A 15,425-nucleotide genomic window follows, 5' to 3' on the forward strand; every position below is an offset into this window, starting at 1 on the left:
AGAGGCCGATGGTGCTGGTCTCGTTCTGCATGATGAGCCAGTTCTGGGCCTGGTCACCGCCGATGGCACGGAAGCCGAGCTTCTCGTAGAACGCGCGGGAGACGGCGATGTCCTTGACGGCGAGGCTGACGGAAAAGTTGCCGAGGTGCATGGGTGCGGCTCCTGTGGGCGGGGCGGTGGCGGGTGGGCGAGGAGGCGCCGCCGCACAGCCGCTCAGGGTGAGGACAACCAGTACGCTGCTGAGGATGCGAAGCATGGGGTGCTCCAGGGCTGCCGAGTGCGGCCGCCGCTCGGCAAGGTACCTGATAGTTCGTCGGATGATACGAGCGAGGTTGTTCTGTCTTTTCAAGCGCGTATTGCTTTGTCTTACCACTATCAGGACGATCGGGGTTTTCGCACCGCCGCGGCGCGGAACATCGGAATCAGGCGCGCGAGGTTCAGGGTGACGGATCGGATCGCATCGCCAGCCGCTCTGGCCCAAAGGCTGGATCGGATCAATCACTCACAGCAATGGCTGGAAGATGAGCTGGCGGAGCAGATGTCGGCGACGATCATCAACGTCTCGGAAGCTATGGTGCTGGGAGGGGCGATGAGGTACGGCGTCATGCTCGCCATCGCTTTTTCCGCAAGAGCCTGTCTGAATTGGTGGTGGCAGGCGATGTGTTTCGCGGCCGTCTCGTGGCCTTCGAAGACAGCGTGCTGACTCTCGTGACGTAAAGCGATTGAGGCGGCGGCCGCCAAGCCGCCGGGCCCCGTTTGCCGCTCAACCCCGGATCAAGGGACGCCGCATCTCATGACGACGTCCGCAAGCCAAAGGCTGGACCGGGTCATGTGACTGTACACCTCGTCGAGCGGAGTGCCGCCTTGTGCCGTGCACTTGGCGATGGCGTCGGTGCGAGCAGCATCCATTGCCAGGCCCGGATCGTAGCTCTGGCCATGGCCGGTAACGGTCACCACCGTAGCCAGTGCCGCACCGGAGAAGGACAAGAGAAACGCAAAAGCAATGACGAAGGAATTCCTTTTCATTCGTAATCTCCCGATAGGTCTGAATGGACGTTCGAGCATGAAAGCTGACGGCAATCGTGAAAGTCAATGCGAATGGGCCCCCACAGCCACGCTCGCGGGCGCGCGGGAGCACCTCGAAGTGCGCGCGCTTCTCCAGCCGTTACGGGAGACCGCGCCCGGCAGGCCCCTGTTTCCGAAGCCTCGTTCGACATCGCACCCGCCCCGCTCTGGGCCCACCTCGTCACACCTGTAGTCAAATTTTTAGTTTCTCCTGTTTTCAGGGTTTTGCTACATTTGAGGACATACGGATGGGGGCCGTCCCTGGCAACCGCGCCACGGGGAGGCACCCCGTCCACCTGAATGCAGGGGGAACACATGAATCGGCCTGACTCGATGGGAGGCGCCGCGCGCTTCCTCGTGATGGGGCTGCTGGCCTTGGCGGGCTGCGGCCGGGAGGAGGCGTCCTCCGAGGCGCTGCACGCGCGGAGCGTCTCCGCGGCCCTCGAGTCCGGAACGGACCTCGTGGTGACGGAGGTGCGCGGTCCGGCCAACGTGAGGCCCGGGCAGGGCTTCACGGCCTCGGTGACGGTGTGCAACCAGGGCTCCGTCCCGAGCAGCTACTACAACCGGCCCCGGCTCGAGCTCTTCCTGTCGATGGATGCCGCGCTGACGCCGCCGGATCCGTTCAATCCCTCTCCTCCCCCGGCGGACCAGGTGTCCATCGGTTGGGTGGAGGTGGAGTCGCTCGCCCCCGAGCAGTGCGTGACGAAGAGCGTGCCCGCCTATGCGTGGCTGCCGCCGGCGGCGCAGGGAGACGGCGCGTACTACCTGGCGGCGGCCGTCGACACGATGGGCGTGGAGCAGGAGAGCCGCGAGGACAACAACGTCCTCGTGAGCGGGTTGATGGGCGTGGGCTACCGCGCGGACCTCGTGGTGACCGCGGTGAGCGGCCCGGCCAGCGCGAGCAACGGGCAGAGCTTCACGGCCTCGGTGAAGGTGTGCAACCAGGGCACCACCCCCACCAGCGGGGGCTACTACCCCTACGGCTCGGCGCGGGTGGAGCTGTTCCTGTCGATGGACACCACGCTGACGCTGCCGGATCCGGCCAATCCCTCTCCGGCCGTTCCGATGGATCAGCGCTCCATCGGGTACGTGGAGCTGGACACGCTGTACGAAGGCCAGTGCGTGACGAAGAACGTGCCCGTCCATGCCTGGACGCCCCCGGACGCGCAGGGCGACGGGGCGTTCTACCTGGCCGCGGCGGTCGACACGACGGGGGTGGAGAAGGAGCTGCGCGAGGACAACAACGTCCGCGTGGGCGCGCTCATGGGCGTGGGCAATGAGCCCGACCTCGTGGTGACCGAGGTGAAGGCCCCCGCCAACGTGAGGCCGGGGCAGGGCTTCTCGTCCACGGTGAAGGTGTGCAACCAGGGCACCTCGTCTGTCTATGGCAGCTATTACTCCGGGCCGAAGGTGGAGCTGTTCGTGGTGACGGACGCGACGGCGCCGATTCCGGCGAACGCGATGCCGCTCGGCTCCGTGGTGCTGGACCAGACGCTGTCCCCGTCGCAGTGCGTGACGAAGAGCGTGCCGGGCCAGGCCAATCCGCCGCTCGACGCCCCGGTTGACGGGGCATACCCGCTCGTGGCCACCGTCGACCGGGCCGGGATGGTGCAGGAGCTGCGCGAGGACAACAACGTCCTCGTGAGCGGCAAGCTGGGCGTGGGCTACCGCTCGGACCTCGTGGTGACCGAGGTGAAGAGCCCGGCCAGCCTGTGGAATGGCCAGGGCTTCACGGCCACGGTGAAGGTGTGCAACCAGGGCACCAGCTCCAGCAGCGGCTACTACTACTCCCGGCCGCGCGTGGAGCTGTTCCTGTCGACCCGGCCCGGGCTGACGCTGCCCTCTCCGTCGATGCCCTACCCCGGCACGCCCTCGAGCCAGGTGTCCATCGGCTGGGTGGAGCTGGACGGGCTGTATGAGGGCCAGTGCGTGACGAAGAGCGTGTACGCCAATGCCTGGCTGCCCCCGGAGACGCAGGGCGATGGCGCGTACTACCTCGCGGCCGCCGTGGACACGATGAACACGGAGCAGGAGCTGCGCGAGGACAACAACGTCCGCGTGGAGGGCCTGGTGGGCGTGGGTTACCGCTCGGACCTCGTGGTGAGCGAGGTGAAGGGCCCGGCCAGCGCGGGCAATGGCCAGAGCTTCACGGCCTCGGTGAAGGTGTGCAACCAGGGCACCTCGCCCACCGGCAATGGCTACTACCCCTATTACAGCCGGCCCCGGGTGGAGCTGTTCCTGTCCACGGATACCGAGCTGACGCTGCCGGACCCGTCCCAGCCCTACGGGGGCATGCCCATGGACCAGATGTCCATCGGCTGGGTGGAGCTGGAGCAGCCCCTGGCGCCGAGACAGTGCGTGACGAAGAGCGTGAACGCCAACGCCTGGGTGCCGCCCGCGGCCATGGGCATGGATGGGGCGTACTACCTGGCGGCGGCCGTCGACACGATGAGCGCGGAGCAGGAGCTGCGCGAGGACAACAACGTCCGCGTGGGCGGCCTGATGGGCGTGGGCTACCGCTCGGACCTCGTGGTGACGGAGGTGAGCTTCCCGGCCAGCCTGACGACGAGCCAGGGCTTCACGGCCACCGTGAAGGTGTGCAACCAGGGTTCGGGCGCCGCCAACTACTACAACCACCCCCGCGTGGAGCTGTTCCTGTCCATGGACGCCGAGCTGACGATGCCGGATCCCTCCCTGCCCTACGGGGGCATGCCCATGGACCAGATGTCCATTGGCTGGGTGGAGCTGGATGATCTCCTGGGAGCGGGAGAGTGCGCGACGAAGAGCGTGCCCGCCAATGCCGGGACGCCGCCCGCGGCCGGGGGCATGGATGGGGCGTACTACCTCGCGGCCGCCGTGGACACGACGAACCGGGAGCAGGAGCTGCGCGAGGACAACAACATCCGCGTGGGCGGCCTGATGGGCGTGGGCAACCGCTCGGACCTCGTGGTGAGCGAGCTGAGCGCGCCGGCCAGCGTGGGTGATTCGCAGAACTTCACGGCCACCGTGAAGGTGTGCAACCAGGGCACCACGCCCACGAGCAATTACTACTCGGGGCCCCGGGTGTCGCTGTACCTGACCTCCGACGCCTCGTTCTCGATGCCCGAGCAGTCCATGCCCTACCCGGGCTCGGGGGAGCCGATGCCCATTGGCTGGGTGGAGCTGGACCAGCCGCTGTACCCGGCGCAGTGCGTGACGAAGAGCGTGAACGCCAATGCCTGGCTGCCGATGGGGCCACAGGGCAACACCAGTGCGTACTACCTCGTGGCCGCCGTCGACACGAACCGGGTCGAGCAGGAGCTGCGTGAGGACAACAACGTCCGCGTGGGCGGCCTGCTGGGCGTGGGCTACGGCTCGGACCTCGTGGTGAGCGAGGTGCGTGGTCCGGCCAGCGCGAGCAACGGGCAGAGCTTCACGGCCTCGGTGAAGGTGTGCAACCAGGGCACGACGTCCACGGGCGGCTATTACTACTCCATGCCCCGGGTGGAGCTGTTCCTGTCCATGGACGCCGAGCTGACGATGCCGGATCCCTCCATGTCCTACTCGGAGATGCCGAGGGATCAGGTGTCCATCGGGTCCGTGGAGCTGGAGCAATCCCTGGCGCCGGGTCAGTGCGTGACGAAGGACGTGAGCGCCCTTGCCTGGGTGCCGCCCGAGTCCATGGTGATGGAGGGCGCCTACTACCTGGCGGCCGCCGTCGACACGTATTGGGTCGAGCAGGAATTGCGCGAGGACAACAACGTGCGCGTGGGCGCGCTGATGGGCGTGGGCTACCGCTCGGACCTCGTGGTGAGCGAGGTGAGTGGCCCGGCCAGCGCGGGCAACGGGGAGAGCTTCACGGCCTCGGTGAAGGTGTGCAACCAGGGCACGGCCTCCACGGGCGGCTATTACTACTCCATGCCTCGGGTGGAGCTGTTCCTGTCCATGGACTCCGAGCTGACGCTGCAGGACCCCTCCACGTCCTACCCGATCATTCCCGCCAGGGATCAGACGTCCATCGGCTGGGTGGAGCTGGATCAGCCCCTGTCGCCGGGCCAGTGCGTGACGAAGAGCGTGAACGCCAATGCCTGGCTGCCGCCCGACGCCCTGGGCATGGAGGGCGCCTACTACCTAGCGGCCGCCGTCGACTCGACGTGGGTCGAGCAGGAGCTGCGTGAGGACAACAACGTGCGCGTGGGTGGCCTGATGGGCGTGGGCTACCGCTCGGACCTCGTGGTGACGGAGGTGAGCGGCCCGGCCAGCGTGAAGAACGGCGAGAACTTCACGGCCTCGGTGCTGGTGTGCAACCAGGGCGCCGCCCCCACCAACAGCCCCTACTACGCCCGGCCGAACGTGGAGCTGTTCCTGACGATGGACGCCGCGCTCGCGATGCCGAACCCGGCCACGCCCGTGCCGGGGCCGTCGAGCACCATCTCCATCGGGTACGTGGAGCTCGAGCAGATCCTGTCGCCGGGGCAGTGCGTGAGGAAGAGCGTGTCCGCCCAAGGCTCGCTGCCGCCGATGGCGCAGTTGGCGGAAGCGTTCTACCTGGCCGCGGCGGTCGACACGAACCGGGTGGAGCAGGAGCTGCGCGAGGACAACAACGTGCGCGTGGGCGGCCTGATGAGCGTGGGCAGCAGCCCCGACCTCGTGGTGAGCGAGGTGAGCGCCCCGGCCAGCGTGATGGAGGGCCAGCAGTTCACGGCCTCGGTGAAGGTGTGCAATCAGGGCACGATGCCCACCGGCGGCTCCTACTCCTATTACGGCAGGCCCCAGGTGGAGCTGTTCCTGTCCACGGCGGCCTCGGTCGTCATGCCGTCTCCGGGCATGCCCTACCCGTCTCCAGGCGCGCCGATGGAGCAGGTGTCCATCGGTTACGTGGAGCTGGAGCAGCCGCTGTACCCGGGGCAGTGCGTGACGAAGAGCGTGTCCGCCAACGCCTGGCCGCCGCCCGCGGCGCAGGGTGATGGCGCGTACTACCTGGCGGCCGCGGTGGACACCACCTGGGTGGAGCAGGAGCTGCGCGAGGACAACAACCTGCGCGTGGGTGGCCTGCTGGGCGTGGGCAGCGGCTCGGACCTCGTGGTGAGCGAGGTGACGGCCCCGGCGAGCGCGGGCAACGGGCAGCAGCTCACGGCCTCGGTGAAGGTGTGCAACCAGGGCACCACGCCCACCCAGGGCAGTGCCTACAACTGGCCGCGCGTGGAGCTCTACCTGTCCTCGGACACCGAGCTGACGCTGCCGGAACCCGGCACGTATCCGAGCCCCACGGACCAGACGTTCATCGGTTCCGTGGAGCTCGACCAGCAGCTGTACCCGGGACGGTGCGTGACGAAGAGCGTGTCCGGCCCGGCGTACCTCCCTCCGGGCTCGACGAATGACGGCGCGTACTACCTCGTGGCCGCTGTCGACACGAACCACGTGGAGCAGGAGCTGCGTGAGGACAACAACGTCCATGTGGGCGGCCTGCTGGGCGTGGGCAACCGCGCGGACCTCGTGGTGAGCGGGCTGAGCGCTCCGGCGAACGTGGGGAATGGCCAGCAGTTCACGGCCTCGCTGAAGGTGTGCAACCAGGGCACCGCGCAGACGAGCATGGCCCCCCAGCTGCAGCTGCTCCTGTCGATGGACACCGAGCTGACGCTGCAGTCGCCCGGCCAGCCGTATCCGTATCCGGGCCCCATGGATCAGACGATGATCGCGCAGGTGGATCTCCCGCAGCCGCTGGCGCCGGGGCAGTGCGTGACGAAGGACGTGGACGCCCATGCGTGGCTGCCGCCCCTGGCGCAGGGGGAGGGCACGTTCTACCTGGCCGCGGTGGTGGACCCGAACGGGATGGAGCAGGAGCTGCGCGAGGACAACAATGTCCACGTGGGCGGCCTGCTGGGTGTGGGCTACCGCCCGGACCTCGTGGTGAAGGAGGTGAGCGGGCCGGCCAGCGTGATGGAGGGCCAGCAGTTCACGGCCTCGGTGAAGGTGTGCAACCAGGGCACCTCGCCTGTCTATGCCAACTCCTCCCGGCCGAACGTGGAGCTGTTCCTCTCCCTGGATGCCGAGGTGACGCCGCCGTCCCCGGGCATGCCCTATCCGGGCGCGCCGATGGAGCAGGTGTCCATCGGCTACGTGGAGCTGGACCAGCTGCTGAACCCGTCGCAGTGCGTGACGAAGAGCGTGACCGCCAACGCCTGGCCGCCGCCCTCGCCGATGGGGACGGAGGGCGCCTACTACCTGGCCGCCATCGTCGACACGAACCAGGTGGAGCAGGAGCTGCGTGAGGACAACAACGTCCACGTGGGCGGCCTGCTGGGCGTGGGCTACCGGGCGGACCTCGTGGTGAGCGAGGTGAGCGCGCCGGCCAGCGTGAGCAACGGGCAGCAGCTCACGGCCTCGGTGAAGGTGTGCAACCAGGGCACGACGCCCACCACCTCCAACGGAGCCCGGGTGGAGCTCTACCTGTCCCGGGACACCGAGCTGACGCTGCCGGCACCTGGCTCGCCGCCGCCGTCTCCGGACCCGGTGGTGGAGCAGGTGTTCGTCGGCTCGGTGGAGTTGGATCAGCCGCTGTCCCCGTCGCAGTGCGTGACGAAGAGCGTGTCCGGCGGGGTCAACCTGCCGCCGGGCCCTGAGGGAGAGGGCGCGTTCTACCTGGCGGCCGCGGTGGACACGAACGGGATGGAGCAGGAGCTGCGCGAGGACAACAACGTCCACGTGGGCGGCCAGGTGGGCGTGGGTTACCGCGCCGACCTCGTGGTGAGCGAGCTGAGCGCCCCGCCGAGCACGAGTGGTGGCCAGCCCTTCACGGCCTCGGTGACGGTGTGCAACCAGGGCACGACGCCCACCACCTCCAACGGAGCCCGGGTGGAGCTGTTCCTGTCCATGGACACCGAGCTGACGCTGCCCACTCCGGGCCAGCCGTATCCGCCCGGGGGCCTGCCCATGGATCAGGTGTCGGTCGGGTCGGTGGCGCTGGACCAGCCGCTGTCTCCGTCGCAGTGCGTGACGAAGAGCGTGCCCGCGTGGGCCAGCCTGCCGCCCCAGGCGCAGGGAGACGGCGCGTTCTACCTGGCGGCGGCCGTCGACACGCTGGGCGTGGAGCAGGAGCTGCGCGAGGACAACAACGTCCGCGTGAGCGGCCTGATGGGCGTGGGCAACCGCGCGGACCTCGTGGTGAGCGAGGTGACGGCTCCCGCCAGCGTGGGGATGGGCCAGCCCTTCACGGTCTCGGTGAAGGTGTGCAACCAGGGCACGGCCCCCACGAGCTACTCCTACGGCGGTGCCCGGGTGGAGCTGTTCCTGTCCGTGGACACCGAGGTGCTGCTGCCCACTCCGGGCATGCCGTACCTGCAGCCCATGGACCAGATGTCCGTCGGGTATGTGGATCTGGACCAGCCGCTGTCGGCGGGGCAGTGCGTGACGAAGGACGTGCCCGCCTATGCCTGGATGCCGCCCATGACGCAGGGGCCGGCCACGCTCTACGTGGCGGCCGCTGTCGACACGACCTGGATGGAGCAGGAGCTGCGCGAGGACAACAACCTCCGGGTGGACACCCTCCTCCAGCTCACGCCCTGAGCTCGAGCCGTGGACCGGTACGCGATGCCCCCGTGAATGGGCATGGCGTACCGGTCCGAAGCCCCGAACGGACCCGAGCGCCCACCAGGCGAGCGGGCCCGCCACCGCGAGCAAGGCCACCGCCTCCAGCCCCCTACCCGAGCGGCCGGGCCTGCATGCCGCTCGCTGGAGGGACGGCCGTCACGGGAGTGACAACTTCCCCTCCTCCGGGACCCTGCACACCCTGACGGCATCCCTTCTGCTTGGGAGGAGCCAGTGGGGTCCGGAAGCTTCCAACTCACGCTCGGGGCGCGTGCGCTCGAACAGGACCGCACCCAGTTCCGGGTCTGGGCTCCCCGGCGCAAGCGGGTGGACGTGTGTCTCCACGAACCCGGGGGCCTGCGCTGCCTACCGCTGGAGCCCTCGGGACGCGGCTACTTCGAGGGCACCCTGCCGATTCCGGTGGGGAGCCTCTACAAGTACCGGCTCGACAGCGGCGAGGCCTTCCCGGATCCCTGCTCTCGCTTCCAGCCCGAGGGCCCGCATGGCCCCTCGCAGGTGGTGGACCCCACGCGCTACGCCTGGAAGGACGGAGATTGGCCGGGCGTGGACCCGAAGGGCCAGGTCCTCTACGAGCTGCACGTGGGCACCTTCACGCCCGAGGGCACCTATGCGGCGGCGGCCCGGAAGCTGCCGCTGCTGAAGGAGCTGGGCGTCACCACGCTGGAGCTGATGCCGCTGCACACCTGCCCGGGCCGCTTCAACTGGGGCTACGACGGCGTGCAGCTCTACGCGCCCCACCCGGCCTACGGCGGCCCGGATGACCTGCGGCGGCTGGTGGACGAGGCGCACCGGCTGGGGCTCGGCATCATCGTGGACGTCGTCTACAACCACCTCGGGCCGGACGGGAACTACCTGTCCCAGTACTCCGAGGGCTACTTCAACACGAAGTACCCCAACGAGTGGGGCGACCCCACCAACTTCGATGACGGCGAGGCGGCGGGCCCCTCGCGCGACTTCTTCATCCAGAACGCCTGCTATTGGGTGGCCGAGTACCACTTCGACGGGCTGCGCATCGACGCCACGCAGAGTCTGTACGACAGCTCGCCGCGGCACATCGTGGGAGAGCTCGTGGCGCGGGTGCGCGAGGCGGCCGGCAAGCGGCGCCTGCTCCTCATCGGGGAGAACGAGCCGCAGGACGTGACGCTGGTGAAGCCGCCGGCCGAGGGCGGCCACGGGGTGGATGCCCTCTGGGTGGATGACTTCCACCACGCGGCGAAGGTGGCGGCGACGGGCCGCTCCGAGGCCTACCTGATGGACTACTGCGGCACGGCGCAGGAGCTGCTCTCGTGCGTGCTGCGCAACTCGCTCTACCAGGGGCAATATTACCAGTGGCAGAAGAAGCCCCGGGGCACGCCGCTGCTGCACCTGGAGCCGCGCCACTGCGTCTTCTACCTGCAGAACCATGATCAGCTCGCCAACGCCCTCAAGGGCGAGCGGCTGCACCAGCAGGCGGGGCCAGCGCGGGCGAGGGCCCTGACGGCGTTCCTCCTGCTGCTGCCCCAGACCCCCATGCTCTTCATGGGGCAGGAGTTCTTCGCCTCCTCGCCCTTCCTGTACTTCGTGGACCACCGCGAGGAGTTGCAGGAGCTGGTGCGCAAGGGGCGCGACGACTTCCTCTCGCAGTTCCCGAGCGCCCGCCACGCCCTGGAGGAGGAGGGGCACCGGGTGCCCTTCGGCGAGGAGGCCTTCGCCCTGTCCAAGCTGGACTGGTCCGAGCGCGAGCGGAACGCGGGCGCACTGGTGCTGCACCGGGAGCTGCTGCGGCTGCGGCGGGAGGATCCCGTGTTCGCGGCGCAGGACCTGAAGAGGCTGGCGGGGGCGGTGCTGTCGCCGCACGCGCTGGTGCTGCGCTATTTCGGCAGCGGGCGGGAGGGCGACCGGCTGGTACTGCTCAACCTGGGCACGGAGGTGGAGGTAGCCCCGTGCCCCGAGCCGCTGTTGGCGCCGCCGCCGGGAAATAAGTGGAGCCTCCTGCTGGCTTCCGAGCATGTCCGCTACGGCGGAATGGGAGCCCCGCCCGTCGCGAGTGAGACGCGCCTGCGGGTACCTGGACAGACGTCGCTCGTGCTCACGAGCGAGGAGACGAAGCCGTGACCTCTTCTGGAACCGACTGCCCTTCCCTGCCCCGGCTCGCCTTCGAGTGGCCCACGGGGGCGGACTTCCCGGACGTCCTCACCCGCGAGTGGCTCGTGAGCAACGGGCGCGGCGGCTACGCCTCGGGGACGGTGGCGCGCTGCAACACGCGGCGCTACCACGGGTTGCTCATTCCGGGCCTGGAGAAGAAGGGCCGCACGGTGCTGCTGGCGCGCCTGGGCGAGCAGGCGGTGGTGGGCGGCCGGACGTACCGGCTGGACGCGGAGGAGCACGCGGACGGCACGCAGGTCTCCGAGGCGGCCACGCTGCTGCGCGGCTTCCACCTGGACGGGCTGGTGCCGCACTGGGTGTACCAGGTGGGCGAGGCGCGCTTCCAACGCAAGCTGATGCTGGTGCACGGGGAGAACACGCTCATCGTGGTGTGGGAGCACCTGTCGGGCCCCGCGGTGACGCTGCGGCTGCGGCCCTTCCCGGCCATGCGGATGCACGATGACAAGCTGCACCACGCGCCGCTCGAGCCCACGGTGAGCCTGAGGGGCACGCGGGTGGAGATGCGGGCCGGGGACGGCGTGCCGCCGATGAAGCTGCGCGTGTACTCGCCGTGCGCGGCGCCCTTCGTGGGCCTGGTGGAGACGAGCGCGCCGCAGTTCTACCGGGTGGAGAAGTCGCGCGGGTACGACTCCGTGGAGACGCTGGTGAGCCCGGGCTACTTCGAGTGCACGCTGCGGCCGGGCGAGCACCTCGCGTTGGGCGTCACCACGGAGGACGAGGTGGTGTTGGATCGGGAGCCGCTGGAGACGCTGTCGCTGGAGTACGAGCGGGAGCGGCGGCTGCTGGTGCGGGTGCCCGAGGAGGCGCGCACGGGAGTGCCGGCGCGGCTGGTGCTGGCGGCGGACCAGTTCATCATCGATCCGACGCGCCCGGTGGACAACGCGTGGGGGCGAGCGGTGGGACAGGACGCGCGCTCGGTCATTGCCGGCTACCACTGGTTCACGGACTGGGGCCGGGACACGATGATTTCGCTGGAGGGGCTGACGCTGAGCACGGGCCGGCACCGGACGGCGGCGGCGATTTTGCGCACGTTCCAGCACTACGTGAAGGACGGGCTGTTGCCCAACCTCTTCCCCGAGGGCGAGAACGAGGGCCTGTACCACACGGCGGACGCGACGATGTGGTTCTTCCACGCGGTGGACCGCTACCTCGAGCACACGAAGGACGAGGAGCTGCTGCGGGACGTCTACCCGACGATGGCGCGCATCATCGAGCACCATCAGAAGGGGACGCGGCACAACATCCGGGTGGACCCGGCGGATGGGCTGCTGAGCCAGGGGCAGGAGGGCTACCAGCTCACGTGGATGGACGCGAAGGTGGACGGCTGGGTGGTGACGCCGAGGCGGGGCAAGGTGGTGGAGATCAACGCGCTGTGGTTCAACGCATTGAGGCTGATGGTGGAGTGGTCGGAGCGGCTGGGGAAGGACGCGAAGCCATACGCGGCGGCGGCGGAGAAGGCCTACGCGAGCTTCAACCGGCGCTTCTGGAACGCGTCGGAGGCGTGCCTGTTCGACCTGGTGGATGGGGAGGACGGGAAGGACGATCCGGCGGTGAGGCCGAACCAGGTGTTCGCCATCTCATTGAAGAACCCGGTGCTGCGGCGGGACAAGTGGGAGCCGGTGCTGGAGAAGGTGCGCAAGGAATTGCTGACGCCGGTGGGCTTGAGGAGCCTGGCGCCGGGGCACGCGGACTACAAAGCCAACTACGACGGAGACCTGCGGGCGCGAGACGCGGCGTACCACCAGGGAACGGTGTGGGGCTGGCTGATCGGCCACTACGTGGACGCGACGCTGAAGGTGAACACGGACAAGACGGCCGCGCGAGCGCTGCTCAAGGGACTGGCGGAGCACCTGGAGCACGCGGGAGTGGGACAGATCAGCGAGATCTTCGACGCGACAGCGCCGTACCGCCCGCGAGGGTGCATCGCGCAGGCCTGGAGCGTGGCCGAGGCCCTGCGAGTCTTCCTGAAGACCGGCGTGCACTGAGCCCTGATCACCCCTCGCCCTCTGGGAGAGGAACGGAGTGAGGGTATCGGGAGCAATCAGGAGAGCGGAAGCTCCAGCGTGGCCACGGCGCCCTTGCCCAATCCCTCGCTCTCCAACGTGAGGCGCCCCCCGAGCAGTTGCGCCGCCAGCGCGCTCGTGTGCAGGCCGAAGCCGTGGCCGTCCTTGCGCGTGGTGAAGCCGTGCGCGAAGAGCCGCTCCCGCATCTCCGGCGCGATTCCCCTCCCATCATCCATCACCTGGATGCGCGCCAGCTTCCCCTCCGCGGTGAGCTGCACGCTCAGGTGGCGGCTCCCCGCGGGGACCGCGTCCAGCGCATCCTTCGCGTTGCTGATGAGGTTGACGAGGATTTGCATCACCTTGTGCTTGTCCACCTTCAGCCTGGGCACCGGTGACAGCGAGCGCCGGACGGACACCCCGTGGCGCTGGAGCGCCGCCAGCTGGATGCGCAGGGCGTCGTCGACGAGCTGAGCCAGGTCGCACTCCTCCGGCATCAGCACCGTCTTGGCGTAGTTCTGCTGCACGTGGACGATGGCGCGGATGTGCTCGATGTGCCGGCCCATCGCATTCATGTCGTCCAGCAGGCGGGTCTGCTCGCGCATCAGCTCGTCAGCCACCGCTGACAGGTAGTCCGGCAGGTGGTTGCCGCGCGCTCCCGGGGCCAGGAAGTCCGCCAGGTGCTCCCGGTGCTCCAGCAGCAGGGCCGTGGCCTGCTTCAACCGGCCGACGCGAGAGGAGCCCACCGCCCTGTAGAGGGTCTCGAGGCTGATGACGGCGCTGGTGAGCACGTTGCCCACGCTGTGCAGCACGTTGGAGGCCACCTCGGACATGCCCACCTCGCGCGCCGTGTCCACCAGCCGCGTCTGGGCCTGCTTGAGCTCGCGCGTGCGCTCCTCCACCCGCTGCTCGAGCTCATCGTTGGCCCGGCGCAGCTCCTCCTTGCCGCGCTGCACGTCCGCGTACAGCCGCGCGTTCTCGAGCGCGATCGCGGCCCGGCGCCCGAGCTCGTTCACGAACGCGAGGTCGGTGGGGCCGTACTGGAGGCCAGGGTTCGCCGAGGCGAGGGTGAGCACCCCGATCATCTTCCCGCGCACGGCGAGCGGGACGGCCATCGCCGTATGCGTGCCGAGCTCCCGGATCAAGCGCACGTTCTCGTCGTCGACGCTGTGGGCCCGGATGAACTCGTCGGTAAGCCGAGGCATCAGGAGAGGCTCACCCGTGCGGAGGACCTGAGCCGCGGGCTGAGGCGAGCGGCTGTCGGGCGAATAGTGCTCCGTGAGCTCACCGAGGAGCTTCTGCTTCGATGGATCCCGATGCGCGCTGCCCAGGCGCCGAAGCCCGTGGTCCTCGAGGACGTCGAGCACGCACCAGTCCGCCAGCGACTGCACGCAGAGCCGCGGCAGAGCGGAGAGGCTCTCCGTGTAGTCGAGCGAGGCCGACAGGCGCTCGGAAGCAGCGGCGAGAAACCGGGCGCGCTGCTCCGCTTGCTCAGCGGCGGCGCGCGCCTGCTGCTCCTTGACGACGACCACCGCCAGGATCAGCACGAACAGGTTGAGGAACGCGATGTAGAGTTGCAGGTTCAGGACGCGTGTGCCAACCGCGATGTTCAGCATGGCGAAGGGACCGCGCTCGTGAATCGTGTGCCAGGTCGCGAGCAGATCGAGGATGACCGTGGCGGCCGCCGCGCCTCGCGCTCCCAGACGCAGGGCCGGCCACGCGATCAAGGGGAGCAGGAGAAAAGGAAGCGCCGCGTCGAGCTCACGCGGCCGCACGGAGGCGAACACCCACCATCCCGCGGCCGTCAGCAGCCCGAGCAAGGCCAGGGTCTCGACCGTGCGGCCGAAGCGAGGCCTCGCGGGCTTCGTCCAGGTCAGGAGGAAGGGAGTGAGGAGAATCACCCCGAGGGCGTCGCTGCTCCACCACGTGGCCACCTTGGACCAGTACGAGCCTCCCTCCAGCCAGGCGACGTTGGCGGCCGCCGCGAGGAGCGCGCCTGGGAGTGCGCCGACCCCGGCGCCAAGCAAGGCCAGGCGTACGACGTCCCCAGCGTGCCCAAACACGAAACGGTGGCCTGCGGACGGGCGTAGGAGCCATGCGCCGATGAGAGGCAGGAGGCCAGCGGTCCCCCCCCAAGCCAGGCATACGGAGAGGGGGAGGTCATGCTGAAGGCAGATCCACACCTCCGCTCCAGAAATGGCGAGGAACCAGGCGGGCCAGCGAGTGGGGGGCGTGCGGAGAAACCAGGCCAGCGTCAGGCCGCTGGCCAGCCAGAAGATGGCGCTCTTCTCGGGAGGGAATACGAAGGCATAGTTGACCTCCGCGAGGGCGAGGTAGGCGACGAAGAGAGCAGCGCCGCCGAGGAGCAATATGAGGGCCTCCTCTGCCGCCGATGACAACCCCGAGCGCCAGCGGCGCAGGTTCCTTGCGATCATGACTCCCCCGGACCCAGGCGCGGGCGCACGCTAGACCCATGGTCTGATCCTACTATTCCCGCCAGGGAACCCGTCATCCTCGTTCAGGTACTGGGCGAGCACAGCGCGGTTCCGGCGCGTCAGGCGAGATGCCATGGCCTCCGCGACGTGCCGAGGCTGAGCGCGCCCGCGCTTCATTACCGCAAGCCCA

The 15,425-nt window shown here is 68.9% G+C and carries 6 protein-coding genes and 1 pseudogene; 4 read left to right on the plus strand and 3 right to left on the minus strand.

Annotation, left to right across the window (positions count from 1 at the left end; all coding sequences use genetic code 11):
- Positions 1-449: 449 nt before the first annotated feature.
- Complete coding sequence (locus ACJ8AN_RS41650; protein WP_407761336.1) at positions 450-593, plus strand: hypothetical protein; 144 nt, start codon at positions 450-452, stop codon at positions 591-593.
- 181 nt (positions 594-774) lie between these two features.
- On the opposite strand, the gene ACJ8AN_RS41655 is transcribed toward ACJ8AN_RS41650, so the two are convergent.
- Positions 775-1,026, minus strand: coding sequence for a hypothetical protein (locus tag ACJ8AN_RS41655; protein ID WP_407761212.1), 252 nt, complete (start codon positions 1,024-1,026; stop codon positions 775-777).
- Positions 1,027-1,380: 354 nt separating this feature from the next.
- Between ACJ8AN_RS41655 and ACJ8AN_RS41660 the strand changes: the two genes are divergently transcribed.
- The 3 genes from ACJ8AN_RS41660 to ACJ8AN_RS41670 all read left to right on the plus strand — a co-directional run bounded on the left by ACJ8AN_RS41660 (position 1,381) and on the right by ACJ8AN_RS41670 (position 12,785).
- Positions 1,381-8,613, plus strand: a complete 7,233-nt coding sequence (locus tag ACJ8AN_RS41660; RefSeq protein ID WP_407761213.1) for a CARDB domain-containing protein — start codon at positions 1,381-1,383, stop codon at positions 8,611-8,613.
- Positions 8,614-8,868: 255 nt separating this feature from the next.
- The gene (gene treZ, locus ACJ8AN_RS41665) at positions 8,869-10,749 is read left to right on the plus strand and encodes a malto-oligosyltrehalose trehalohydrolase (protein ID WP_407761214.1); all 1,881 of its coding nucleotides are present in this window, start codon (positions 8,869-8,871) and stop codon (positions 10,747-10,749) included.
- Entirely contained in the window at positions 10,746-12,785 is a 2,040-nt protein-coding gene (locus tag ACJ8AN_RS41670) for an amylo-alpha-1,6-glucosidase (protein ID WP_407761215.1), read from the plus strand. The genes treZ and ACJ8AN_RS41670 overlap by 4 nt, the downstream gene beginning before the upstream one ends.
- A gap of 56 nt (positions 12,786-12,841) precedes the next feature.
- Here the strand turns inward: ACJ8AN_RS41670 and ACJ8AN_RS41675 are convergent, their stop codons facing one another.
- Positions 12,842-14,347: a sensor histidine kinase gene (locus tag ACJ8AN_RS41675; RefSeq protein ID WP_407761337.1), complete on the minus strand. Its 1,506-nt coding sequence runs from the start codon at positions 14,345-14,347 to the stop codon at positions 12,842-12,844.
- Positions 14,324-15,235 (minus strand): annotated as a pseudogene (locus ACJ8AN_RS41680) (MASE1 domain-containing protein); the annotation flags it as partial. The gene ACJ8AN_RS41675 and the pseudogene ACJ8AN_RS41680, both read right to left, overlap by 24 nt.
- Positions 15,236-15,425: the final 190 nt, after the last annotated feature.

The organism is Archangium sp. (assembly GCF_045802675.1).
Taxonomy (GTDB): Bacteria; Myxococcota; Myxococcia; order Myxococcales; family Myxococcaceae; genus Archangium.